The 25,072-nt window shown below is 62.1% G+C and carries 21 protein-coding genes; 8 read left to right on the top strand and 13 right to left on the bottom strand.

Annotated features, from left to right (window positions below; translation table 11 throughout):
• Window positions 1–55: 55 nt before the first annotated feature.
• Together J7E24_RS13965 and msrA are read right to left on the bottom strand one after the other, a co-directional pair.
• Window positions 56–1,249 (bottom strand): methionine aminotransferase, encoded by a 1,194-nt coding sequence (locus tag J7E24_RS13965; protein WP_215138769.1) that lies wholly within the window; start codon window positions 1,247–1,249, stop codon window positions 56–58.
• 167 nt (window positions 1,250–1,416) lie between these two features.
• On the bottom strand, window positions 1,417–2,112 hold the full coding sequence (gene msrA / locus J7E24_RS13970; protein WP_215138770.1) for a peptide-methionine (S)-S-oxide reductase MsrA: 696 nt from the start codon (window positions 2,110–2,112) through the stop codon (window positions 1,417–1,419).
• A gap of 151 nt (window positions 2,113–2,263) precedes the next feature.
• Between msrA and J7E24_RS13975 the strand changes: the two genes are divergently transcribed.
• Window positions 2,264–5,149, top strand: a complete 2,886-nt coding sequence (locus tag J7E24_RS13975; RefSeq protein WP_317195660.1) for a hypothetical protein — start codon at window positions 2,264–2,266, stop codon at window positions 5,147–5,149.
• Between the two features lie 85 nt (window positions 5,150–5,234).
• On the opposite strand, the gene J7E24_RS13980 is transcribed toward J7E24_RS13975, so the two are convergent.
• Window positions 5,235–5,687 carry an META domain-containing protein gene (locus J7E24_RS13980; RefSeq protein ID WP_215138772.1) on the bottom strand — a complete coding sequence of 151 codons (453 nt, stop codon included), beginning with the start codon at window positions 5,685–5,687 and terminating at the stop codon, window positions 5,235–5,237.
• A gap of 282 nt (window positions 5,688–5,969) precedes the next feature.
• Here J7E24_RS13980 and J7E24_RS13985 point away from each other — a divergent pair, with 282 nt between their 5' ends.
• From J7E24_RS13985 to J7E24_RS14000, 4 genes are all read left to right on the top strand, one after another.
• A complete protein-coding gene (locus tag J7E24_RS13985) occupies window positions 5,970–6,458 on the top strand; it encodes a DUF2141 domain-containing protein (protein WP_215138773.1) in 489 nt (162 codons plus the stop codon).
• Window positions 6,459–6,554: 96 nt separating this feature from the next.
• Window positions 6,555–7,256: a DsbA family oxidoreductase gene (locus J7E24_RS13990; protein WP_215138774.1), complete on the top strand. Its 702-nt coding sequence runs from the start codon at window positions 6,555–6,557 to the stop codon at window positions 7,254–7,256.
• Window positions 7,257–7,579: 323 nt separating this feature from the next.
• Window positions 7,580–8,182: a DUF4136 domain-containing protein gene (locus tag J7E24_RS13995; protein ID WP_215138775.1), complete on the top strand. Its 603-nt coding sequence runs from the start codon at window positions 7,580–7,582 to the stop codon at window positions 8,180–8,182.
• 110 nt (window positions 8,183–8,292) lie between these two features.
• Window positions 8,293–8,751, top strand: a complete 459-nt coding sequence (locus J7E24_RS14000; RefSeq protein WP_215138776.1) for an META domain-containing protein — start codon at window positions 8,293–8,295, stop codon at window positions 8,749–8,751.
• 21 nt (window positions 8,752–8,772) lie between these two features.
• Here J7E24_RS14000 and J7E24_RS14005 read toward each other — a convergent pair whose 3' ends face one another.
• On the bottom strand, window positions 8,773–9,204 hold the full coding sequence (locus J7E24_RS14005) for a hypothetical protein (protein ID WP_215138777.1): 432 nt from the start codon (window positions 9,202–9,204) through the stop codon (window positions 8,773–8,775).
• 355 nt (window positions 9,205–9,559) lie between these two features.
• Here J7E24_RS14005 and J7E24_RS14010 point away from each other — a divergent pair, with 355 nt between their 5' ends.
• The 3 genes from J7E24_RS14010 (at window position 9,560) to J7E24_RS14020 (ending at window position 12,989) form a co-directional block, all read left to right on the top strand.
• Window positions 9,560–10,096, top strand: a complete 537-nt coding sequence (locus J7E24_RS14010; RefSeq protein ID WP_215138778.1) for a hypothetical protein — start codon at window positions 9,560–9,562, stop codon at window positions 10,094–10,096.
• A 107-nt stretch (window positions 10,097–10,203) separates the two neighbouring features.
• Window positions 10,204–10,752: a VOC family protein gene (locus J7E24_RS14015; protein WP_215138779.1), complete on the top strand. Its 549-nt coding sequence runs from the start codon at window positions 10,204–10,206 to the stop codon at window positions 10,750–10,752.
• On the top strand, window positions 10,749–12,989 hold the full coding sequence (locus J7E24_RS14020; RefSeq protein WP_215138780.1) for an ATP-binding protein: 2,241 nt from the start codon (window positions 10,749–10,751) through the stop codon (window positions 12,987–12,989). The genes J7E24_RS14015 and J7E24_RS14020 overlap by 4 nt, the downstream gene beginning before the upstream one ends.
• 19 nt (window positions 12,990–13,008) lie before the next feature.
• Here the strand turns inward: J7E24_RS14020 and J7E24_RS14025 are convergent, their stop codons facing one another.
• The 9 genes from J7E24_RS14025 to pyrF all read right to left on the bottom strand — a co-directional run bounded on the left by J7E24_RS14025 (window position 13,009) and on the right by pyrF (window position 25,041).
• Complete coding sequence (locus J7E24_RS14025) at window positions 13,009–14,217, bottom strand: AIR synthase-related protein (RefSeq protein ID WP_215138781.1); 1,209 nt, start codon at window positions 14,215–14,217, stop codon at window positions 13,009–13,011.
• Window positions 14,218–14,370: 153 nt separating this feature from the next.
• On the bottom strand, window positions 14,371–15,882 hold the full coding sequence (purF, locus tag J7E24_RS14030; RefSeq protein WP_215138782.1) for an amidophosphoribosyltransferase: 1,512 nt from the start codon (window positions 15,880–15,882) through the stop codon (window positions 14,371–14,373).
• A gap of 66 nt (window positions 15,883–15,948) precedes the next feature.
• A complete protein-coding gene (purN, locus tag J7E24_RS14035; protein WP_251047205.1) occupies window positions 15,949–16,563 on the bottom strand; it encodes a phosphoribosylglycinamide formyltransferase in 615 nt (204 codons plus the stop codon).
• Complete coding sequence (gene purD / locus J7E24_RS14040) at window positions 16,547–17,830, bottom strand: phosphoribosylamine--glycine ligase (RefSeq protein WP_215138783.1); 1,284 nt, start codon at window positions 17,828–17,830, stop codon at window positions 16,547–16,549. The genes purN and purD overlap by 17 nt, the downstream gene beginning before the upstream one ends.
• 12 nt (window positions 17,831–17,842) lie before the next feature.
• Window positions 17,843–18,778 (bottom strand): phosphoribosylaminoimidazolesuccinocarboxamide synthase, encoded by a 936-nt coding sequence (locus tag J7E24_RS14045; RefSeq protein WP_215138784.1) that lies wholly within the window; start codon window positions 18,776–18,778, stop codon window positions 17,843–17,845.
• 84 nt (window positions 18,779–18,862) lie between these two features.
• Window positions 18,863–20,353, bottom strand: a complete 1,491-nt coding sequence (locus tag J7E24_RS14050; protein ID WP_215138785.1) for a phosphoribosylformylglycinamidine synthase subunit PurQ — start codon at window positions 20,351–20,353, stop codon at window positions 18,863–18,865.
• Between the two features lie 5 nt (window positions 20,354–20,358).
• A complete protein-coding gene (locus J7E24_RS14055) occupies window positions 20,359–23,388 on the bottom strand; it encodes a phosphoribosylformylglycinamidine synthase subunit PurL (protein ID WP_215138786.1) in 3,030 nt (1,009 codons plus the stop codon).
• A 127-nt stretch (window positions 23,389–23,515) separates the two neighbouring features.
• Window positions 23,516–24,133 (bottom strand): orotate phosphoribosyltransferase, encoded by a 618-nt coding sequence (gene pyrE, locus J7E24_RS14060; protein ID WP_215138787.1) that lies wholly within the window; start codon window positions 24,131–24,133, stop codon window positions 23,516–23,518.
• Window positions 24,134–24,279: 146 nt separating this feature from the next.
• A complete protein-coding gene (gene pyrF, locus J7E24_RS14065; protein ID WP_215138788.1) occupies window positions 24,280–25,041 on the bottom strand; it encodes an orotidine-5'-phosphate decarboxylase in 762 nt (253 codons plus the stop codon).
• Window positions 25,042–25,072 lie beyond the last annotated feature (31 nt).

Here is a 25,072-nt window from a genome sequence, read left to right on the forward strand (position 1 = left end):
GTGGTTTGTGACAGCGGTATATCCTGAAAATAAGATAAATAAACGAGCCCGCTGCCTACCTATTTGCCTCCTTCACCCAATCGGCCTCCTGTAAACCGGTTAGCCGTGCGGCGGCGGCGCGCAGGGTTTGCTCGGTTTTGGCGAAGCAGAATCGTACCAGTTGCGCATCGTGGCCGTCGTGGTAGAAAGCCGATAGCGGCACCACGGCCACGCCGCTTTCCTGCGTGAGCCGGCGCGTGAAGGTTACATCGTCGAGGCCCGGGGCCAGGTTGCCGAAACCGGCCACCTGGAAGTAGCCGCCCCCGGAAGGCAGCAGCTCGAAGCCGGTAGGCGCCAGCAGCTCGCGCAGCAGGTCGCGCTTCTGCTGATAAAATGCGGGCAGACTTTCATACAATGCGGCATCAGGCAGCACATCGGCCAGCGCGTGCTGGGTGGGAGTGCTTACGCTGAAGGTGATGAACTGATGCACCCGGCGCAGCTCGGCCGTAAGGGTCGGCGGGGCCAGGCAGTAGCCCACCTTCCAGCCGGTGGCGTGGTAGGTTTTGCCAAACGACGAGAGCACGAAGGCCCGCGCCCGCAACTCGGGGTGGGCCGACACGCTGTTGTGCTGCGCCCCATCGAAAACCATGTGCTCGTACACTTCGTCGCTGAGCAGCAGCGTGTCGGTGTTGCGCAGTAGGCCGGCCAGCGTGTCGAGGTCGGCAGCCGAAAGCACGGCGCCGGTGGGGTTGTGGGGCGAGTTGATGAGCACGAGCCGGGTACGGGGCGAGATGGCCGCCGCCACCCGGTCCCAGTCGGGCCGGAAATCGGGTGCTGATAGCGGCACATACACCGGCACGCCGCCCTGCAGGCGCACGGCCGGGGCATACAAATCGTAGGCCGGCTCCAGCAGCAGCACCTCGTCGCCGGGGCGCACCACGGCGGCCATTACGGCATACAGGCCTTCGGTGGCTCCGCTGGTAACGGTAATTTCGGTGGCCGGATCGGGCGTGTAGCCGTAGCGGTGGGCGGTTTGCTGGCTGATAGCTTCGCGCAGCCGCGGCAGGCCGGGCATGGGTGCGTACTGCTGGTAGCCCGGTGTGAGCACATGGCGGGCCAGCGCCTCCAGCAGCGGCCGGGGCGGGTCGTAATCCGGGAAGCCCTGGGCCAGGTTGATGGCCTCGTGCTCCTGAGCCAGCTGGGTCATCACCGAAAAAATACTGGTGCCCACATCGGGCAACTTGGAAGTGAAAGCGGAAGTAGTGGACATAGCGGGAATTACTTTACGGTAAAACAGAACGTCATTCAGAGTGAAGCGAAGAATCTCGCGGGCCAAAGTAACCCTACTAGCAGGAGTTACCACGCACGCGAGATTCTTCGCTTCGCTCTGAATGACGTTTTAGGTTGTTAGCCCAAAGGCGCTTTTCTGCCTGAACCCTACAGCGGGTTTTTGAGCAGCTCGGGGAATTGCTTGCGGAACTTCTCCACTTTAGGCATCGAAACGCTTTGCACGTAGCCCACTTCGGGGTGCAGGCGGTAGTAGCCCTGGTGGTAGTCTTCGGCGGGCCAGAACTTTTTGAACGGCACCACCTGCGTTACGATGGGGTTGCCGTACTGCTTGCTGGCGTTTACCCGCGCAATGGCATCGTCGATGATTTTCTTCTCCTCGGGTGTGCGGTAGAAAGCCACCGAGCGGTACTGGGCGCCCGCATCGGGCCCCTGGCGGTTGAGCGTGGTGGGGTCGTGGGCGGCGCGGAAAAATACGTCGACCAGCGTAGCGTAGCTCACTACCTTGGGGTCGTAGTACAGCTGTATAGACTCGGCGTGGCCGGTTTCGCCGCGGCCCACCTGCTCGTAGGTAGGGTTGGCCTCGGGGCCGCCGCTGTAGCCTGATACCACGGCTTTTACGCCCTTTATTTCCTCAAATACTTCTTCGGTACACCAGAAGCAGCCTCCGGCGAAATCGGCCGTGGCCAAGCCGGTCATATCGGCCGGTGCGGGGCCCGCTGTGGAGCGGATGGCAGTCGAGCCTTGGGCAGTAGCGGTTTTTTGGGCTTCGGCGGGCCGCTCGGAGCAGGCGGTCAGTAGTAGAATGCAGACGGCAGCAAAGCCGTTTTTCAGGAGGTTGGTCATGTGCTTACAGACAAAGTGTGGCGGCAGAAAGTTTGCCGGCCGGGTGGGGCTGCTCCTACCTACGCAGCCCCGCCCCTGCCCGGACGTGCGGCGGGGCTTGCATTCGGGCCGGCCGGGTGGTTTCTTCGGGACCCGCTAACCTGTTTTGCCTGTGCGTATTCTGTTTTCTGCCGCGTTGGCGTTGCTGGCCGCCGTGCCCGCTGCTGCCCAAACCCTGCTGCCCATTGAACAGCAGGTGCCTGCCAAGGTGCGCTGGTACGAGGTACGCACGCCGCATTTCCAGGTGGTATATCCCGAGGGGTTCGAGGCGCAGGCCCGGCGCACGGCCCACCGGCTGGAGCAGGTGCACGAGCCAGCCGCCACCTCGCTTGGGCTGGCCGCCCGGCCCGTTACAGTGGTGCTGCAAACCCGCACCACTATTGGCAACGGCTTCGTGACGCTGCTGCCGCGCCATTCCGAGTTCTTCACCACCTTCCCCCAGAACCCCTACCTAGTGGGTACCCTCGACTGGCTCGACCAGCTGACGGTGCATGAGTACCGCCACGTTGTGCAGTTTGATAAGGCTCACCAGGGCCTGGGGCAGCTGGGCTACCTGTTCGGCGGTTTTGGCGGGCTGGGCCTGGCCACGCTGGGCGTGCCCGACTGGTTTGCCGAGGGCGACGCCGTGGGCACCGAAACGGCGCTTACCCGGAGTGGGCGGGGGCGGATTCCGAACTTCGGGGCCTACTACCGGGCTAATTTGCTGGCCGGCCGGCGCTACTCCTACGCCGAGGCCACCGGCGGCTCGTTCCGGCACTACGTACCCGACCACTACGTGCTGGGTTACTACCTCAGCACCCGCCTTAAGCGCACGGCCGGCCCCACGGCCTGGGCCGGCGTGCTCGACAAGTACTACGATTTTCCGGTTTACCCGTTCTCGTTTTCCGACAAGCTCCGCCGCCTCACCGGCCTCCGCACCGACGACCTCTACAGCCAAACCACCCAGGAGCTCGACAGCCTCTGGAAAGCCCAGCAAACCGGCCGAAACCTGACGCCCGTCCGCGACTTTGCGGCGGAAACTTCCGAAAAGGTCTTTACCGAATACCAGTACCCGCAGTACCTGACCGACAGCACCGTGCTGGCCCTTAAAAGCGGGCTGGGCCACACGCCGCGGCTGGTAGAATTGACCCGCGGCCGGCCCGAGCGCACCCGGCTGGTGCTGGGCCTGCACCACAACCCCGAGCAGCTGTCGGTGGGCGGCGGCAAAGTGGCGTGGCTGGAATTTCGCTACCACCCGCGCTGGCAGCAGCAGGTGTACTCCGAGTTACGGGTGCTGGAGGTGGCTACCGGCCGCCTGAGCCGGCCCGGCCGCCGCACCCGCTACACGGCCGCCGTGCTTTCGCCCGACGGGAGCCGGCTGCTGGCCGTAAGCACCGATTCGGCCTACCAGCACCGCCTGCACCTGCTCGAAACCGAAACCGGCCGCGTGCTGCGCACCTTCGAGAACCCCGCCAACGAACCCTACCTGCACCCGCGCTTTGGGACCGGGGCTGCTGGCGGGCGCACGGCGGCCGTGGTGCGGCTGGAAACGGCCGGCAAGCGCCTGGAACTGCTCGACGTAGAATCTGGCGCGGCCCAAATTGTGCTGCCGGCCACCAACGACAACCTTTCGCACCCCCAGCCCGGGCCGGGTTACGTGCTGTTCAACTCGCCCCGTAGTGGGCAGGATGAAGTGTATGCCGTGCAGACCACCACCGGCCAGGTGCAACCGATAACCAGCCGGCCAGTGGGCAGCTACCACGCCGCCATCAGCCCCGACGGGCAGCGGCTGGCCTTCCACGAAATAAGGGCCCAGGGCAGCCGGATAACCGAAATGCCGCTGCGCCCCGCCTCCTGGCCGGCCGCCCTGCCGGCTGGCAGGGCCGATACCACCCCTGCCGACCTGTACGCCGACGAGCTGACCGCCCGCGAGCCGGGCGCGGCTACTGTAGGCCCGCTGCTGCCCCTCGATTCGGTGGCCGGACCGGCGCTGACGCCGCGTCGCTACCGCCGCCTCCCCCACGCGCCCAACCTCTATGGCTGGGGTTTTGTGCAGAGTCTGGGCGGCACTGGCCTCAGCCTCGGTCTGCGTGCCCAGGATGTGCTGAGTACCACCCAGGCCGTGGCAGGACTGGGCTTCGACGGCACCGAGCGCACCGGCCGCGTGTTTGCCGATGTCAGCTACCAAGGCATGGGCCCAGTGCTCGATTTCGGAATAGAAAACGGCGGGCGGCGGGCGGCCTTGCTACTGCCCAACGGCGGCGGCGTGGCCGAGGACCGGTGGCGCTACACTCGCCTGAGCGTGGGCAGCCGCCTGCCGCTGGTGCTCACCACGTCCCGTATGCTGACTTCGCTTACCGTGGGTGCGTTTTATCAGCTGGAACAAACCCAGGGCTACGAACTGCCGGCACGGTTTATCAACGAGGTGGGCCGCCAGCCGCTGCACGTGCTGCTGGGCACCGTTAGCTTCAGCCGCACGCTGCGCCAGAGCTACCGCGACGTAGCGCCGCGCTGGGGCCAGAGCCTGCTGCTAACCGGCCGCGACACGCCCTTCGGCACCAAGGGGCTGCAGGGCCGGCAGCTGGCAGCCCAGGGCAGCTTGTTTCTGCCCGGCATCGGGCTGCACCACGCGTTGCGGCTGCGGGCCGGTTACCAGTTCCAGCAACAGCGCGAGTACCGATTTGGGGCGGCCGTTTTCTATCCGCGGGGTCTGCCCTACCTGAGCTTCGACCGGCTCACGTCGCTCAGCGGCGAGTACCGGCTGCCCCTGGCCGATGTGCACTGGCAGCTCACGCGCCTGCTCTATGTGCAGCGCCTCAAAGCCAATATCTTCCTCGATTACGTTCGGGGCGAGTCGGGCCCGCTGCGTCGCTCCTACCACTCGGCCGGCTTCGACGTGTCGGCCGTTTTCAACCCGCTCCGGCTACGCACGCCCCTGGAAGTGGGGCTGCGCACCGTGTACAACTCCTACTATGGCACCTGGGAAGTACAGCCTCTGGTGCTCAACATCGGGTTTTGAGTTAGGTGTTAGGAACTTAGGTATTAGGAAATGAGTAAGCAGAACCGAAACATCATCTCAGTTCTAAAACCTAATTCCCTAAGGCCTACTTCACCTCAAATACCAGCAGCGGCTCCGGACGCTCCGAGTCGAACAGCTGGAGCTGGCGGTTGCTGATGGTGTAGCGGCGCACTTGGGGCAACAGATCGAGGTAGCGGGTTTCCTGCGGTTGCTCGGCGCAGGTGGCACGCGTGCTGGCCTGGCCCGAGAACGTGAGGTAGGACGTGCCGGGCACCAGCATGAACTTGCCTCCATACTGGTTACACCATGCCTGGCCCGCGCTTAGGTTATCAACGGAGCTAAGGGTGAGGCTGGTGGCCGCACCACTAGCCATTACCACCGTGGGCTTTCCCTCTGCCTCGATGAGCTGCCACGACTGGTCGAGCAGGTAGAGCGGCGCGGGCATCGGCTCGTTGTCCTTGGTGCAGCTGCCCAGCAGCAGGCTGGCAGGAAGCAATAGCGCGAGCAGAGCAGGCGGTAATCGGCGGGGCGTTTTCATAGGAAAACCAAGAGGCTGTGCAAGCGTGAACAAGAGTCAGGTAATGTGATGAAAAAAAAGTATATAAAGTTGCATTCACCTGTCTGCATAGTCGCATATTTTGTGCTTTATTCAGCTACAGCGGTTATGCCCGACCATGTAGGGCATATGTGGATTCTATAGCAGTACTCGCCTGTATTTTGGGCACGGACTCTACTCTGGAGTACCGGTGCCGACCGAATGTTTTTGACCATTGGGTTGTTGGAGCCGTATAATTGGCGTTCATCTTCCCTGCTATTATCTATGCCTATTCTGCTCCCTTTATTGAGCGTACTTTGCACCACCCTACAGCCGGCGGCAGTTGCTCTGCCAACTCCTGGCAGTTCGTCGCCCAGCCCGGGGGCTGCCCTTGTACTTCCGGCAAGTGAGCTGTCGGTTACGGTGGTTGTGTCGGCGCTGGCTTCGGAGAGTTCGGCTGTGAAGCTGTATTTCTACAACGTGCGCGAGACGTTCCTGGTACCGAAGGGCTATGCCTTTATGCGGGTAGTAAAGCCCAACGGCCAGCGCCAGGTGCGCCTGCCGGTGCAGCTGCCGGCCGGCGAGTGGGCCGTGGTCATCACCCAGGACCTGAACAACAACGACAAGGTGGATAAGAATCTGCTGGGCATCCCGACTGAGCCTTTCGCCTTCTCCAACAACGTGCGCCCCCGCCTGGCCCCTCCCGCCTTCGATGATTGCAAGTTTGCGGTTCGCGAGCCGGGCCAGGTAGTCAGCATCCGGTTGCTCAAGTAGGAGGGCAGGCTAACGGCCGTTGGCTGGCAGCGCGTAAACTTTTCGGAAGCGGACAGCTTATAGCTGGCTGACTCTTCTGTTATAACTTCTGTTTGTATGAAAATCGAAATCTGGTCCGACATTCTCTGTCCCTTCTGCTACATCGGCAAGCGCCGCCTCGAAAAGGCGCTGGCGGGTTTTGCGCATGCTGCCGATGTACAAGTAGAGTGGCGCAGCTTCGAGCTCGACCCCAACGCTGACCCCACGCCCGGCGAAAACCAATATGTGCGCCTGGCCCGCAAATATGGCAACACCGAGCAATGGGCCCGCCAGATGAGCGCCAACATGACCCAGATGGCCGCCGAAGAGGGCTTGGCCTTCGATTTCGACAGCTTGGTACCCGCCAATTCACTCGATGCCCACCGGCTTATCCATCTGGCTGCTCGCCACGGCCGCCAGGATGCGGCCAAGGAGCGTCTGTTCCAGGCATATTTGGAGGAAGGCCTCGACATTAATGACCACGGCGTACTGCGCCGCCTTGGTGCCGACTTAGAACTACCAGAAGCTGAGGTGACAGCCGTGTTGGCCTCGCGTGAGTTCGAGCAGCAGGTGCGCCAAGATGAGTATGAGGCCCGCCAGATTGGCGTGCGGGGCGTGCCCTATTTCGTATTTGCCGATAAGTACGCCGTATCGGGGGCCCAGCCGGCCGAGTTGTTTGCTGAGGTGCTGGAAAAAGCCTGGAGCGAAACGCAGCCGCGCCATGAGGCCATTGCCGGCACCAATGGCGCTGCCTGCGGCCTCGACGGCAGCAACTGCTAAACAGAAAGTACACGTCCGGCTCCTTTGAGCCTGTTTTTTGGCGCAGTGAGTGCGGCCATAAAACAGGCTCACTACAAACTATTCAGCGTTAAGCGGATACCATGGTCTGGATGTGCTCAGCATGGTGTCTGTTTAACGCTGAACAGCTTCTATACCGAGCCCCCGCTGTCTATATAGGCGCGGGGGCTTCCTTTTGTACAAAAGGCTGGGAAAGCCTTATGCGTGACCCAGCAACGAAGACCTACCAGGTAAAACCTGTAACCTGCCCACTGATGAACGAGTTAAAGAAAACATTACCGTTTATTCTAAACAACCCAAATCTTATGAAACACACGCTCTTACCGCTGCTTTTTGCTCTTGTGGCATTTGTATCGGGCTGTTCGCCGGCCGTTACGGTACAGAAGAAACCCGGTACCGATTTCAGTCAGTATCGAACCTACGACTGGGCCAAGACTGAAGTAAAATCGGCCGATTCGCAGAATCCGATTTATCAAAGCACGCTCAACGACGCTCAGATTCAGCAGGCCATCAGCGCCGAGTTGGCTAAGCGTGGCATCCGCCAAGCCACCGGCGACACTAAACCCGATTTTTACCTCACCTACCACCTGTACATCGATGAAGCTGAACGTACCGTAGCGAATCCGCAGCCGGTAGGTTACGCCTTTCCTTATGCCGTATCGTATCGCGGAGGCTATCTGCCAATCAATTATGGCTATTGGTATACTTCGCCCCGTTACCGCACCAGCTACCGCACCCAAACTTACCAGGAAGGCACTCTTATTCTGGACTTTGTTGATGCCAACACCAACAACCTGGTGTGGCGCGGCTCCGTGATGGATGCCGTGAACGACCCGGCCCGCCTGGGTAGTGAGTTCAGCCGGGCCGCTAAGGATATCCTCGACGAGTTTCCGGTACAGAAAATGTAAGGCTCCGGTTTACAGTTCTTATTCGACTACCGAACGAGCGCTAATTTCCGGCTTACAAGCCCATGCTTGGTGCCCGGCTTCGTTTTTTTCAGCCATCAATACCCCGCCCTATGCTTCGCCCTGCTTATTACGCTGCTTTGGCTGCCCTGGCCATGGCTAGCTGCACTGCCAAAACCACCGAGCCGGTAGCCAATACCGCCAACCCCGATATGTCCGTTTCTACCGCCGCGCCCGATCCGGCCGCGCTGGCCGGCGAGTGGCGCATCCGCACGCTAAACGGCACGGCCCTACTCGCCGAGGCCGCCGCCGATGCGACCCTAAGCTTCGATACTGCTACGAATAAATTAGCGGGCTCGACGGGCTGCAACCGCCTGATGGGCACATACGCTACCAGCGGCACAGGCATCACGTTCGGGCCGCTGGCCACTACCCGCATGGCCTGCCCGCCCAACAGTCCCGAAGCCGGCCTACTGGCTGCCCTGGGCTCCAAAACTCTTACTTACCAGTTGAACTCCGAGGGCCTTACCCTACTGGAAGGCACTACGCCGGTAATTACCTTGAGCCGCTAAACAACCCACCGAACCGCCAGTTTACGCCGGCCACCACTGACACCAGAAGTTAAAGCCTTGCTCGTTGAGCAGGGCTTTTTCGGTTTCATGGAGCTGCAGCATCACATAATCTTCGTGGCTGATGGTGCCCAGTAGCAACTGGTCGTCGTGGTAGAAAGCGGGGTCTTCGAAGTCGCCAGCCCGCCAGTCGTCGTAAGCCAGCGTTTGGCAATAGGCTCTTAGGGCGGGCGTCAGCCAGAACCGATGTGTCGCGCCGTATGCCCTGGTTACCTGTTGCGGCAGTTCCACCGCTGCTTCCTGTAGCATATCGGGTAGCGGGCCTTGCAGCAGAAACTTATTTAGCTCCAGATAATTGACTTGGGGAAGCACCCGTGCCAGCAGCGCCGCCCACTGGTGGGCACGCTGGCTGAACTTATCGTCGAGGAAGTAGCTGGGATTCTCGTCTGAGGCCATGGTTGAAGCTAGCAAAATCTCGCGTGGCGAAGTATTGCCTGGAGTTTGCTGGAGTGCTAGTCAGATTTTCCGGGAGCATCCGTATGGCACGCGCAACCAGATCTGCCTGTAGTGCTGCTGTCAGTTGGCAATGACAGTAGCACTGCGGGCAACTCTCAAGTAACACAAGCAACTGATTAACAAGGCAAAATACACTCATAAGTATAACTTATATTATTATTTTCAAATCAATATATATCCTTATTTTTTATTAACTTAGTACTATGTTCTTTGACTGCGTCGGGACTCGATAATGTATACACACCGGCTCCCAACATGCTTTTCTAGCTTGGTCATCTTCTTATTTTGCTCGTTTATGAAAAACGCTCTTTTACTTTTGCTACTGCTGCTCGGGTCTTTGGCAGCAAGTGCCCAAGAGACAAACGACCTGCGCTTTGAAACCCAGAGAACAGTGGTGTATCCAGTAAGCAACGCTGCTCGCTTGGATAACGCCCTTAAATGGTACGCTGATTTTTTCGGTGTACCACACGATACCTTACGAAAAGATGTACCTAACCCCTACGCCGTATTTATAGTGGACGGCACGGAGGTAAGGCTGGAAACCTCCCCTAAGTACTTAAAGCTAAATGACCCGCTGTTCTATTGGGTGCTACCAACACCCGATGCCGTAACTACCAAATTCAACGCGCTCGAAGGGGAAAATAACCGGTTCAATAGCGGATTATTCAGCCCTATACGCCATCACGGAGGCATTCGCCGATCCAGGCGGCGCACTGATGGCAAAGGAAGTAAAAGGGATGTTGTAGAAACGGTGATTGGCTTCATCGTGTATGACCCTGAGGGCAATGAGGTTGGCGTTATCAACAACCCCATTTATCCGCCCCGCAAATAACCTAAGCTCCCATTGCCTTTCACCGGCCTAGTCGGTTCGTTTCGCTTTTCAGGTATACTGGTCGGATGCAATTGCTGCTACCAGCACAAACGATAGTCCCCCGACCTATGAAAACGCCCCTGTGGATTTCGCTGCTGCTGTTGCTACTTTGGCCCGTGCTGGCGCAGGCCCAGGATAATCCTACTCCCGGCTTTTCGGCCCAGAAAACGCTTGTGTATCCGGTAAGCAGCGCCGAGCGGCTGCCCGCCGCCATTGCCTGGTACACCGATTTTTTCGGTAAGCCACCCACCCGCGTAGTGCAGGATGCCGAGCACCCTTATGCCCTGTTCAATATAGACGGGGCAGAGGTGCGGCTGGAAACTGATCCGCAGTTTTTGCAACTGCGCGAGCCGGTATTTTACTGGACCCTGCCGACGCCGGAAGATGTGGTAGCCAAATTTGAGAGGCTGAGCGCCAACCGGGCCAACAAGTTCAACGGTGGTCTTTTCAGTAAGCTGCGTCAGCTCGACAGCACTCGTTCCTCTTCATCTGAAGTACGCCCCGCTGCCGGCAACACAGGCCCAGAGGGGGTAACGCAGGTGCGGGGGTTTATTGTTTTAGACCCCGAGGGCAACCAGATCGGCGTTATCAATAACCCGGTGTACCCCCCAAAATGAACCAGGGCCTCCCGTCGGCTTGTACCAGCCTGCCCAGCTGGCTCGGTCTGCCTTTCCGGCGTATCGGCTGGCTGCTGGTGCTAGGGCTGGTGGCAGGCCTGCTGGTGCCGCGGCCAGGCTGCGCCCAAAGCCGCACCGCCGACAGCCTGCGCCACCTGCTGCAAACCAACCGGCAGTTCGATACCCTGCGGGTAAAGCGCCTGCATGAGTTGGTAATGGAGCTGGCGGCCGTAAATGCCCCCCAGGCCCTGCGGCTAAGCCACCAGGCCCTGCGACTCTCGCAGCAACTCGCCGACACGCCCTCCATTGGCCGTAGCTTGCTCTGGCTCAGCATCCTGCAACGCCGCTTACCCAACTACGATTCGGCCCGCCACTATACCCTGCTGGCCCAACAGCTGTACGCCCGCCGCCGCGACCGGCCACGCGAGGCGCGTGCCTGCCTCGAACTGAGTTTGATTGACGCCCAGCAAACCAACCTGACGGCCGCCCTGACGTGGGGGCTGCGCGGACTGCGCCTGGCCGAGCAAACGACTGACCGGGCGGTACAAACGCAGCTGCGGGCTATTGTGGGGGATACCTATGGCAAGCTGGGCGACTACGCCAGCGCCCTGCCGATACTCGACCGGGCCCTGCGCGACGGCCACCGCCTGGGCGACGAGCAGGTGGTGGCGGCCGTGCTCAACAGCCTGGGCAGCGTACACCAGCGGCTGCGCAACTGGCCCGAAGCCCTTCGCTACTTCCGGCGGGCGGTGGCCGTGTGCCGCCGGATGGGCGATATGCAGAACCAGCTGGCCAATGAAATCGGGCTGGCCGAAGTATATATTGAGCAGGGCCAGCCGGTTCGGGCCCTGCTGCACGGCCGCCTGGCCCGCGACCTGATCAGGAGCACCCAAGACGATTTCAACCAGCCCTCGGTGGAGCTGCTGCTGGCCCGGGCGTTTCTGCTGCTGCACCACCCCGACAGCACGCTGATGCTGGCCAGCCACGCCCGGGAGCTGAGCCGGAAAACCCGCAGCAACGGCAATCTGGCCGCGGCTACCGAACTACTGGCCAAAGCCTACGCCGAGCTGAACAATTATCCGGCGGCCTACCAGCAGCAACGCTTGTTTTCGGCTTACCAGGATACGCTGGCCGGCGAAGCCACACAGCGCAAAACCAGCGCCCTGCGCTATGGCTACGAGCTAGATCAGAAGGAAACGCAGATTGCCCTGCTCACAAAAACCCGCCAGCTGCAGGCCCAGAAAAGCGCCCGCCAACGCCTGCAGCTGTACGCGTTGCTGGCCGGCTTTGCGGCCCTGGTGCTGGTGATAGGGCTGCTGGGCCGCAACGTGCACCTCAAGCAGCGCATCAACCGCCACCTGAATGCCCAGAATGCCCAGGTGGCCCGCCAGCGCGACGACCTGACCAAAGCACTAGCCGACCTGACCCAGGCGCTGGACCGGCTGAAGTCGACCCAGAACCAGCTCATTCAGCGCGAAAAGATGGCCTCACTGGGTGAGTTAACGGCCGGCATTGCCCACGAAATTCAGAACCCGCTCAACTTCGTCAACAACTTTTCGGAGGTGAGCACCGAGTTGGTAGAGGAGTTTATGGAGGGCCCCTGGCAGCAGCTACCGGAGGCCGAAAAAGCCTACGCCACCGAGTTGCTGGCCACGCTCACAGACAACCTGCACAAGATAAGCCAGCACGGCCACCGCGCCGACAGCATCGTGAAAGGCATGCTGCAACACTCGCAGGCCAGCGCCGGAGTGTTCGAAGCCGTTAACCTGAACACCCTGGTTACCGACCACCTCACCATGGCCTATCAACTGTTCCGGTCGAAAGACCCCAGCTTCAACGCTACCCTCATTACCGACCTGAGCCCCCAGTTGCCGGCCGTGCGGCTGGTACCGCAGGATATAGGCCGGGTGCTGCTCAACCTGTTCGCCAACGCTTTTTATGCGCTGGCACAACGCCGCAACCAGGGCCTGCCCGGTAGCTCCCTCAAGCTGGAGGTACACATCAGCCTGCTGGCCCGGCAGGTACAGATTAGGGTTCTGGACAACGGCATCGGCATGAGCGAAGAAACCCGCCAGAAGGCGCTACTGCCCTTTTTCACTACCAAACCGCCCGGCGAGGGCACCGGCCTGGGCCTGTCGCTGAGCTACGACATCATCGTGCAGGGCCATGGGGGCACGCTCAGCATCAGCAGCCAACCCGGCGGTGGCACCGAGGTTACGATACGCCTGCCGCGCTGAAGCAGTGTTGGCGCTCCGCCTAGCCTTCGTAACGCAGTTCGCCTGCGCCCACCTGCAGCGTCACGCCCGGCTCGGCCGTGATGCGGCCCGCCACCTGGGCCCGGTAGCCGCTGCCGCGCAGGCTGGCCACCACGGCGTCGGCTTGGGCTTCGTCGGTGACGAGCAGCATGCCGTTGCCCATGTTCCAGTAGAGGTAGGCTTCTTGGGGCGTGATGCCGGCCAGGTCGGCGAGCTGCTGCATGGCGGGCAGCGGCTCGAACAAGTTGCTTAGCTCGGCGCCAACCCCATTTTTGAGCACCCGCTTGAAGTTGTCGGCCAGGCCACCGCCGGTGATGTGGGCGGCGGCGTGCAGCGGCAGGCCCGCATCGAGCACCGTCGCTACGCCCGGCGAGTAGATGAGCGAAGGCGCCAGCATGACCTCACCCCAGGTTTTTGGGTGAGGAATTTTGAATTCCTCGGCGGTGTCACTGGACTGGCTGGCAGCGTCGGTAGCTTTCGTTACGCCCACATTGCCGGACTCACCGCCGGCAATTCCTAATTCAAAATTCAAAATTCCTAATTCGCCGTAAGGCGCCAGGTGCCACTTTTCGCCGAAAGCTTGGGTGAGGGCGCGGCGGGCCAGCGAGTAGCCGTTGGAGCGGAACGAGGGCGAGTGCAGGGCCACCACGGCCTGGCCGGCGCGCACGTTGGCGCCGCTCAGGGGGCGCTCCAGGCTCGGGTGCAGCACCCCCACGGCCGTCGAGCACCAGTTGAAATTCATGCGGGCACCGGGGTAGCCGCCGATGCGGTTGCCGAGTTCGGCAATTTCGCCGCCCGTTACGGCTAGCTGGCTGAACTGGGCCGCGTCGTGCAGGCCGCGCATCAGCTCATCGACTACGGTGTAGTCGAGCGTGTTCACGTCGATGATGTTGGAAAGATTGGTGGGCACGAAACCGGCCACAATGAGGTCGTCGGCTACCATGGCAATCAGGTCGTAGCCCAGCGTGTCGTAGCGGTCGAGGCGCTCGGCCACTTCAATCTTGGTCCCGATGCCGTCGGAGCCGATGCCCAGCCGCTCGTTGCCAAACCGGATTTCATTGGAGAAGCCCCCGGCCAGGTCGCGGGCCGGCTCGCCGGGCTTGCCGGCGCGGGTAGCGAAGGTTTTCTGGGCCCACTCGTAGGCGTTACGCGAGGCGTTGTTGCCTTCTTCGATGGAGTAGCCGGCGGTGGCTTTGATGGATTCGTTCATGCGGTGGGACCCCACCCCCCGGCCCCACTCTGCTCAATCCGCAGAATCCTACGGGAGAGGGGGAGCCTGACGACGGCAGCACAGGGTCAGTTTTTAAAGACTAGAAACCTAAAATCAGATTCCCTCTCCCAGAGGGGAGGGGTTGGGGTGGGGTTAGTGCTCCGTCGGGGCGGGGGCCTTGGCACTCACCGAAGGCACGAGGCCACCGGCGTCCTTCTTGCGGTCGATGCGGTGGCTTTCGCGCTCCTCCTGGATGTGGCCCAGGTATTTGGTGATGTCGCCGGTGGGATAGTTGCCGGTGAAGCAGGCAAAGCAACCGCCGCCGTGGCCCTTGTCCTCGGCAAACAGCTCCTGTAGGTCTTCTACTGATTGGTAAATCACCTTGTCGGCCTCGATGTAGCGGCAGATTTCCTCCTCGGTGTAGTTGGCCGCAATCAGCTCGGTGCTCATGGCCATATCGATGCCGTAGATGCAGGGCGCGACGATGGGCGGGGCGCTGCTGATAAAGTACACCTCCGAAGCGCCCGCCTCGCGCAGAATCCGCACGATGCGCCGCGAGGTGGTGCCGCGCACGATACTGTCGTCGACGACGGCCACCTTTTTGCCCTCCACGAACTCGCGGATGGGGTTGAGCTTTTTGCGCACGATGTCCTCGCGGCCGGCCTGGGAGCTGACGATAAACGAGCGGCCCATGTGGTTGTTTTTCACCAGCGCCCGGCGGTAGGGCACGCCAATGGCCTCGGCCAGCCCCGACGCCGCGAAGTAGCCCGACGAGGGCACGTCAATCACCATATCAGGCTGGATGCCCGACTCAATCACCTTGCGGGCGAGTATTTTGCCCAGCCGCACCCGCTCGCGGGCTACCAGCCGGCCATTAATGGTGGAGTCTTCGCGGGCGAAATAGATGTACTCGAACACGCAGAACGCCTTCGGCAGGCTATAGGGGTTCTTGCGGTGCACTTCAAAGTTCTGGTCGATGAAGATGGCCTGCCCCGGCCCCACATTCTCCACGAACTCGAAGCCCAGGTAGTCGAAGCAGGTGCTTTCGGAAACGAAGGCGTACACCGGGCCGGCCTCCGTCTGGCGGCGGCCCAGCACCAGCGGCCGGATGCCCAGCGGGTCGGTGAAGGCCAGCATGCCGTGGCCGGCAATGATGGTAACGGTGGCGTAGGCGCCCTTCACCAGCTCCTGGGTGGTTTCGACGGCATCAAAAATATCGACCACCGACAGCGCATCGAGGTTTTTGAGGCGCAGCTCGGAGGCGAAGGTGTACATGATGAGCTCCAGGTCGTTGCTGGTTTTGGGCAGCACGTGGTACTTTTCGTGCAGGCGCTTGGCGGCCGAGCGGAAGTTGATGACGTTGCCGTTGTGCACCATGGCCAGCCCGAACGGGTAGCTGGTGGTGAACGGCTGGGCCAGCTCGGCATCACTGGAACCCTGGGTGGTGTAGCGGGCGTGGCCGATGCCGATGTTGCCCTTGAGCTTCTTGAGCTGCTTGGGTCGGAACACGTCGGAAATCAGCCCGTTGCCCTTGCACAGGTGGAAATTACCGTCGAAGGTGGCCATGCCGGCCGCATCCTGCCCCCGGTGCTGGAGCGCCGTCAGGCCAAACACGATGTCGTGGGCAACATCCTCGGGGCCGTAAAAACCTACAATTCCGCACATGGCGCTGGGATTAGTATTGAGTAGTGGGTATTGAGTAGTGAGATGATAGAGAAAACTACCATCTCACTACTCAATCTTTACCTCTTTGCGCAGCAAAGCCGCTAAGGTTTGGGGGTACAGCTGGTGCTCGGCCAGCAGCCCGCGGCGCTCGACTTCGGCCAGGGTTTCGGCTCCGCGCAGGTCTACGGTTTGCTGGGCCAGAATGGGGCCGGTGTCCAGCCCTTCATCAACCAGATGCACCGTTATTTTGGTTTCAACCAGCTGATTATCAAAGGCCCATTCATAAGCGTGCAGGCCCTGATGCTGGTGCGTATCGGCGGGGTGAATGTTGAGGATGCGGCCCGCAAAGGCGCGCACAAACGTGGGCGAGAGAATGCGCATGTAGCCTGCCAGCACCACGTAATCGGGCTGGTATTGGCGCAGAATTTCCACCACCTCGGCGTCGTAGTCGGCGCGCTTCCGGCCCTGGCTGCTGAGGCTGGCCGTGGGGCAGGCCAGCGCGGCGGCCGTGGCCAGGCCGGGCGCCTCGGGGTGGTTGCTGAACACTACCGCCACCTCGGCCAAATCGCGCAGCAGGCCCGTCTGGGCGGCCGTTACCAGCGCCACCATGTTCGAGCCCCGGCCCGAAAGCAGGATGGCCAGCCGGGCCTTGGGGGCGCTATGGTTACCAGTTGTTTGCAAGGACGGGTTCCGGCCGTTGGCCGATATCAGGGCGGAAGTACATATCCTGGAAAGTGACCCGGGCCGCTTCGCGGTACACGTACTGCACGGCGTCTTCCAGCGTGGCGCCGTGGCCCACCAGCACCAGCACCCGGCCGCCGTTGGTCGTCAGCTCGCCCGCTTCGTTGCGGCGGGTGGCCCCATGAAACGCCAGGATGCCGGGGTGCAGCTCGGTAAGGCCCGTGATGGGGAAGCCGGTGGCAAAACCACTGGCCGGATAGCCACCCGAGGCCAGCACCACGCCCACGTAATGGCCGGGGCGCTGACGCACGGTAGTCTGGGCCAGCGTGCCGTCGAGGGCGGCTTCGATGAGCTCCAGCAGGCTGCTTTGCAGGGCGGGCAGCAGCACTTCGGCCTCGGGGTCGCCGAGGCGGGCGTTGTATTCGAGCAGCTTGGGGCCCTGGGGCGTGAGCATGATGCCGAAGTACAGGAAGCCCTTGAAATCAAACTGTTCGGCCTGAATACCTTCCAGCGTGGGGTCGATAATCTGGGTGCGGATGGCGGCCAGGATGTTGTCGTCGGCGAAGGGCACCGGGCAGTAGGCGCCCATGCCGCCGGTGTTGGGACCCTGGTCGCCGGCCAGCAGCTGCTTGTGGTCCTGGGAGGGGCTGAGCAGGCGGATGCGGTTGCCGTCAGTGATGCCGATGATGCTGATTTCGGGGCCGCTGAGCTTTTCTTCGAGCAGAAAGCTGAACCAGCCGCTGTGCTGGGCCTCCAGGTCATCCAGCGCCGCATGGGCTTCTTCTACGGAAGAGCACACGTACACGCCCTTGCCGGCCGCCAGCCCGTCGAACTTCACTACTACCTGCCCATCCAGCTCGGCCGCTTTGGCGCGGGCTTCGGCCAGCTTGTCGGAGCGAAACTGCCACGACATGGCGGTAGCCACGCCGTGGCGGCGCATGAAGTTCTTGCTCCACACCTTCGAGCTTTCCAGCGTAGCGCCCGCACGGCCTGGCCCAAACACCCGAATATCGGAGCCGGCGAAGTAGTCGGTGACGCCGGCCGCCAGCGGGGCTTCGGGGCCCACCACAACGAGCTTGGCGTCGTGTTCTTCGCAAAACTGCTTGATGGCCGGGAAGTCGAGGGCGCTGATGTCGGGGTGGCTGTTGGGGATGCCGGCGTTGCCGGGCAGCACGTGCACGGTGCCCCCGTCCTGGGTGAGTTTCCAGGCCAGGGCATGCTCGCGGGCCCCGCCGCCGAGAAGAACTATGGGTTTAGGAGCTGTCAAATTCGTTTTCGCTTAAGATTCACTTTCATCCTTCATAATACCGGCCCGCACGAGGTTGCCCACGAGGCGGGTGCGCACGTCGCCGGTAGTTTCGTCGGCTATGGACAGCGGCGCGCCGGTTATGCGCTCGTAGATGTCGAGGTAGCGGCGGGTAGCTTCGGCGGCCACTTCGGGCGTAAGGGCGCGCGGGTACTGGCCGTCCTGCTTATTGGCGATGAGCCACTGGCGCACGTATTCCTTGTCCATCTGCTCCACGGCTTCGGGGCTCTTGGCGTAGTCGTCGGCGCTCCAGAACCGCGACGAGTCGGGCGTGTGGATTTCGTCTATCAGAATCAGCTGCCCATCGAGCAAGCCGAACTCATACTTGGTATCCACCAAGATGATGCCCCGCTCGGCCATCCACTCGGAGGCGAAATTGAACAGCTCCAGGGCCTTTACCCGCATCTGCTCGTACAAGTCGGCCGACACCCACCCTTCGCTCACCAGGCTCTCGGGCGTAATCTCGCGGTCCGATTCCTCTTTGGTAGTAGGCGTGACGATGGGCTCCGGGAACTGCTGGTGCTTGGTCAGGCCGTCGGGCACCGTTACGCCCGAGAACGTACGCTGGCCCTGCTGGTAGCCGCGCAGCATCGAGCCGGTAATGTAGTTGCGCACAATCATCTCCACCCGAATCGGCTCGGCCTCGTGGGCCAGCGTCACGTTGGGGTCGAGCAGCTTGATTACGTGGTTGGGCACGATGTGCTTCGTTTTATCAAACCAGAACGCGGCCAGCCCGTTCAGCACCGCCCCCTTGTAGGCCACGGGCGTATCGAGCACCGAGTCGAAGGCCGACAGCCGGTCGGTTACCACCAGCAGCCGCTCGCCCGAGGGTGCCCGGTACGAGTCGCGCACTTTGCCGCGGTGCAACAGTTCCAGCTGGGGAGTGGCGAAGTGGTCGAGCGTGTTCATGTAGTGGAGCGTTGATGAGTTCGTTCGGTTGGTTGCCTCACCCCCCGGCCCCCTCTCCAGGGGGAGAGGGGGTGCCAGACGACATTAGTTCTTTAAAGAATGCTGGAGGAGAGCTTCGCTGATTTTTTGCAACACAGTAGGCAGCTGGTGAAGTACCTGACCATTGGTAAAGCGAAGTACATGGTAGCCTACGCCCTCCAGCTCGTAGGTGCGACCAGTATCGTATTCAGCTTGCCCGGTTTCGTCATGTACCTCACCGTCCACCTCTACAATCAGGTTGTGTTGGGTACAGATGAAGTCTACAATGAATTTTCCGATGGCATGTTGCCGCCGAAATTTGGCGTCATCTAGCTGCCGGTTTCGCAACGCCTGCCAAAGGACATCTTCGGCTGGAGTGGGCTCGCGCCGCATTTCTCCACTAAAGGATTTCAGTCGCTCAAACCACTGCTTTTTATCTGCAGTCAATCGTGGCCGGTTGCCTAACTCTTCAGCGCCAGGCTCCCCCTCTCCCCCTGGAGAGGGGGTCGGGGGGTGAGGCAACGAGGCCACGTGCTCCACGATATTCCGGAACAGCTTCAGTCCGTCACCATCCTCGCTCAGGTCCGGGTTAGCGCGTTTGCGGCGGGCCCAGTCGGGGTGGTTATATAAGGAGAGGAACGCTTCGGGATGGGGCATCAGGCCGAACACGCGGCCGGTGGTGTCGGTCAGGCCGGCGCAGTGCAGGTCGGCACCGTTAGGGTTGTGCGGGTAGTTGGCCGTGGGCGCGCCGGCCTCATCGAGGTAGCTGAGGCAGTTGAGGCCCCGGGCTTCGATGGCGGCGGCCGTTGCGGGGCTGCCGATGAGCAGGCGGCCCTCACCGTGGCGCACGGGCACTTCCAGCGTGTCGAGGCCGCGCAGGAAAGGCGTGTTGCTTTTCGGGTTGACTTGCAGGCGCACCCACCGGTCTTCGTAGCGGCCCGAGGCATTGTGGGTCAGCGTTACTTCAGGCGTCACGGTACCGGCCAGGTCGGGCAGCAGGCCCAGTTTCACCAGCACCTGGAAGCCGTTGCAGATGCCGAGCACGTGCTTGCCACCGGCCACGAACTCCCGGATATCGTCGAGCAGCGTGCGGCCCTGGTCATTTTTGCGGTAGCGCAGCTTGTTGGCCAGCACCACGCCCGAGCCCAAATCGTCGCCGAACGAGAAGCCGCCGGGGAAGTTGAGGATGTCGTAGTCGTGGATGCTGACGTGGCCGTGCAGCACCTGATTGAGGTGCACCACGGTGGCCTCGGCGCCCGCCAGCCGGTAAGCCGCCGCAAATTCTTCCTCGCAGTTGATACCAAAGCCGGTCAGAATGAGCGCCTGAACCTTGGCGTTGTCGGTTGTCAGTTGCGAGTTGCCAGGCTGTGCTTCCGGGCTGCTTTTCAGCGGCTCGTTAGACTCGTGGCCGCCATCGACGCTTTTGTAGCCGGGCAGCAGAATGTTGCCGTCGCCGTCCACCATTTCGTAGCCGGGGTCCTCGGGCCGGGGGCGTGGGGGCAGGTTCAGGTCAGGCAGATTTGGGTGCTGATCTGGTTGTTGCTGGTCGTCTTCCATGAGTACTACTGCGCGGTTTCGTGCTGGCCGAAGCCGATAATCCGGTTTACCGGGCCGTTGGTCCACTCGTGGCGCAGGGCGGCGCAGTCGGCGGCAATAACCGGCTGGCCCGCATGGCGCACCGTCAGCTGGCCGTCGGATGTTACGCGGCCCAGGCGGGTGGCGCGGTGGCCGAAGTGTTGCTCGAACGCCACTACGTCTTCGGGCGCCACCGTGGCCACGAAGCGCGAGTGCGACTCCGAAAACAGCTGCACATGCACCGGCAGGCCGTCGGGCAGCTCCACTTCGGCGCCAAAGCCGTAGCCGAACGTGGCCTCAGCCAACGCCACGGCCAGCCCGCCATCCGATAAATCGTGGCAGCTCTGAATCAGGTTCTGGTCGTTGGCCTCTCCTATTAATATGTAGAGTGCCTTGGCGGCGTCGAAACGCACTTGCGGTACGTTGGCGCCCAGCTCGCCGAAAAGCTGGTAGAACTCCGAGCCGCCTAGCTCGTCGTAGGTTTCGCCCAGCAGGTATACCACGTCGCCTTGCTGCTTGAAGTCGGAAGTGATGGTGCGGCGGACATCCTCGATTTTGGCGGTCATCGAATACAGCACCGTGGGCGGCACCGAAATCTTCACACCGTCGGCCTTGAAGTCGTTCTTCATCGAGTCCTTGCCGCTCGTGAGCGGGATGCAGTAGGCGGCCGTGGCGTCGCGCAGGGCCTGGGCCATGCGCACCAGTTTTGCCAGCTTGAACTTGCCGTCGGGGTTGCTGGCGGGGTCGTACACCGAATCGGGCACGCAGAAGTTGTCGTTGACGGACCAGAAGTTGCCGTCGCCGTAGCGCAGGTTGGGCAGCTTCCCTCCCACCGCCACAATCTGGCGCACGGCCTCATCAAACGAGCCCGCCGACATGGCGTAGGGGTCCAAATCACCGAAGCGGGGCAGAATACCGTTGCTCACGGCCACGCCTTCCCAGCTCTCAAAGTTGAAGCGCACCACCGCCGCATCCTGGGGCGCCTGCCCCGTCGCACCCATCAGGGGCTTAATGATGGTGCGGCCCTTCACCTCGTGGTCATACTGCCGAATCACCGACTCGCGGGAGCAGATGTTGAGGCTACCGAGCAGCCGGGTGAGGATGCTGGTATACTCGGTGGTGGCGGGCAGCGCGGGCTCGTTCAGCGTCGGCTTGCTCCACTCGGCCTCCAGCACCTTACGCGGCACACCGTCGTGCAGGAAGTCCATATTAATATAGGCCACCGGCTTATCGGCGAAGCGTACGTCGAGGTAGCCGTTGGCGGTGAAGTAACCAATGTCGGTCAGCTCCACTTCCATCTCGCGGCCCAGGGCCAGCAGCTCATCTAGTTTGGCGGGTTCGACAGCCAGCGTAAACCGCTCCTGCGACTCCGAAACAAAGATTTCCCAGGGGCGCAGACCCGGATACTTGAGCGGCACGTCGGCCAGCTCCACCACCGCGCCACCCGAGATGGTGGCCAGCTCGCCGATGCTCGACGAGAGGCCGCCCGCGCCGTTATCGGTGCTGCAGCGGATGAGGCCGCGGCGGGTGGCCAGCAGCAGGAAATCCATAGCCAGCTTCTGGGTGATGGGCGAGCCAATCTGCACGGCCGTGGCGGGCGAGGTTTCGTCCAGCTCAATCGACGAAAACGTAGCGCCGTGGATGCCGTCTTTGCCCACCCGGCCGCCGGCCATGATGATGCGGTCCTGGGGCTCAATGTGCTTTTCCCACGAATCGAGGCCGGCCAGCTGCATGGGCAGCACGGCCCCGGTGCCACAGTACACCAGCGGCTTGCCGGCGTACCGGTCGTCAAACACGATGCTGCCGTTCACGGTGGGCACGCCCGACTTGTTGCCGCCGTCCTCAATGCCCTTGCGCACGCCCTCAAAAATGCGGCGCGGGTGCAGCTGATTGCTCAGCAAAGTGCCATCGAACTCGGGGTTGCCGAAGCACAGCACGTTGGTGTTGAACAGCAGCCGCGCGCCCCCGATGCCAGTGGCCAGCGGGTCGCGGTTGTTGCCCAGAATGCCCGTAATGGCCCCGCCGTAAGGGTCGATGGCCGAGGGCGAGTTGTGGGTTTCGACCTTCCAGACAAACAGCGAATCGGGGTTGATGCGCACGGCCCCGGCGTTGTCGGAGAACACCTTTATCAGCCAGTCGTTGCCATTGGCCCGCAGCTGGCGGTCTACTTCGGCGGTGGCGTCTTTGATGTAGGTTTTGAACAACGAATCGACCTCGAAGGCCTCGCCTGTGTCCAGGTCGCGGTAGTTAATCAGGGCCGCGAATTCCTTGTGTTTGCAGTGCTCCGACCAGGTTTGGGCAATAATTTCCAGCTCGCAATCCGTGGGGTCGGTGGGCAGCCCGGCGGCCGTGCGCTGGGCCTGCATGCCGGCGTAATGGTCGCGCACGGTCTGCATTTCCTCCAGGTTGAGGGCGTACAGATTATCCTTCGAGAGCTGCACCAGCTGCTCGTCGGAGAGGCCGGCCAGTGGCACGGTTTCCGTAATGGGCTCGGCCCCGCCACCGGGCCGCGGTGTGTAGTCGCGGATGCCATCGGTGAGGGGGCCGGTTTCGAAGCGGTTGATTTGCTTGTTGCCCAGCAGCTCCTGAGCCAGCCGGCGCAGGTCGGCTTCGGGCAGGGCTTCTTCCAGAAAGTAAAGCCGCTTGCTGAAAATATGCTGGGTGTGGGTGTCGAGCGGCTCGTTGAGCAGGTCGCCCAGCGCGTTCTGGGCCGATATGCCCTCGTCGTCGGTCACGCCGGGCAGCTTGGCCACCAGAATGTAGCTTTTGTATCCAGGGCCGTAGCGGAACTCGTCGAAGGCTACTTCGTGCAGCACCGGGTCCTGGAGGCAGCGGGTGGCGAAGTCGCGCAGCTGCTGGTCGCTCAGGGGGTAGCGCACCGTGTAAAGGGCGGTGCTTTGCACGCGGCCGGTGTGCAGGCCCAGGTGGCGGCGGGCAGCCTCGGCGATGCGCTGGCCCTCCCCGTCGTGTTGGTCGGGCCGGAGCAGCAGCTGAATAGTTCTCTGGGTAGCTTCCAAAAGAAGGGGTGTTATCTATTTTTCGGTGCCACGCCGAGGCTCCGCAAGGGCCACCGTGGGGAGCCTACCCCACGCGGGGGTACGCCGAAAATGCCTTGCCGCCGGGCCGGTTGCCGCCGCGGTAGGTTTAAGAAAACGCTTTTTCCGGCCGACTGCCAGGTTTCACCACCGGAACGCCTGCCCGGCAAAGCGGACAATCGTCGGGTGCGTAGGTGGCCGCCGTGACCGGCAGCAGGGCAAAGTTCGGAAAATTCAGCGCAGCATTGCCACCCGTGCGGTCAATTAAACTCGCCACGGCCAAAACTTTCCCGCCCAACTCGGTCAGCAGCCGGGCTACTTCGTTGGTGCTCTTGCCGGTAGTCACCACGTCTTCGGCAATGATAATCTGCTGACCCGGCTCAATGGTAAAGCCGCGGCGCAGACTCATCTGGCCGTTTTCGTCGCGCTCGGTGAAGATGCCGGGCACGCCCAGCTGCCGGGCCAATTCGTAGCCCATCACCACGCCGCCCATGGCCGGCCCCACCACCACATCGGGCGCGAAACCAGCCGCCTGAATCTGGCGGGCCAGCTCGGCGGCGGCCGGCGCGGCCAGCTCGGGCCGCCGCAGAAACCGGGCACACTGCACGTAAGTGTCCGAATGCAGCCCCGACGACAGCCGGAAGTGCCCGCGCAGCAGCGCTTCTTCCTGCAGCAGTTGCTGCTCCAGGGTTTCGGGGGTGAGGGTGGGTTGGGGAGAGGAAGTCAATGGGAAAGGCAGATTTGTTGAACGGCAGAAAAGAACGTCATGCAGAGCGGAGCGAAGCATCTCGCGTGCTCGTGCTGGGATATTATTACAACGTCAGCACGCGAGATGCTTCGCTCCGCTCTGCATGACGTTTCGGGTTCGCTTCATTACACCCCCACGGCCCGTAGCTCGTTGATTTGCGCCACCAGCTCGCGGGCCGTAGCCGCCGCGTCGTCGGCCTGCCAGAGGGCGCGGGAGGTATTGATGAGCAGACCGGCACCGTCGGGGCGCAGACCGGCGCGGAGCGTGGCGGCCAGGTCGCCTCCCTGGGCACCCACGCCGGGCACCAGAAACCACTGCTCGGGGCAGATAGCCCGCACATCGGCCAGCGCGCCGGGGTAAGTGGCACCCACCACGAGGCCGATGCCGCCAATTTCGGCATCAAGTTGGCAGGCCACCGTGGCTACGCCGTGGGCCAGCGAGCCGCCGCGGGTCAGGGCCATGTTCTGCATCGAATATTGCGACTTATTGCTGGTTTTCGACAACACAAACACCATTTTGCCCTCCCGCACGAAGGGCCGCACCGCGTCGTCGCCCATGTAGGGGTTCACCGTTACGGCATCGGCCCCCACCACGTCGTAGGCGAAGCGGGCGTAGTGCTCGGCCGTGCTGGAAATGTCGCCGAACTTACCGTCCAGAATCACCGGAATATCCTTCGGAATCCGCTGCACGGTGTCGCGCAGCAGTTGCACGCCGTTTTCGCGGCTCAGGAAGAAGGCGAGGTTGGGCTTAAAGGCGGCGGCAAACGGACTGGTCTGGTCCACGACTTCGGCCAGCCGCCGGGCTACCTGGGCGTCGTCACCCACCGGGTCGAGGCCCACGCACAGCAGTGAGTTGGCCGTTTGAATACGCTGAAGAAGCTTTTTCATAAGAGCGAAAAGAGAATGTGAGTACTATGCA

It is taken from the genome of Hymenobacter sp. ISL-91 (genome assembly GCF_018613725.1).
Lineage (GTDB): Bacteria > Bacteroidota > Bacteroidia > Cytophagales > Hymenobacteraceae > Hymenobacter.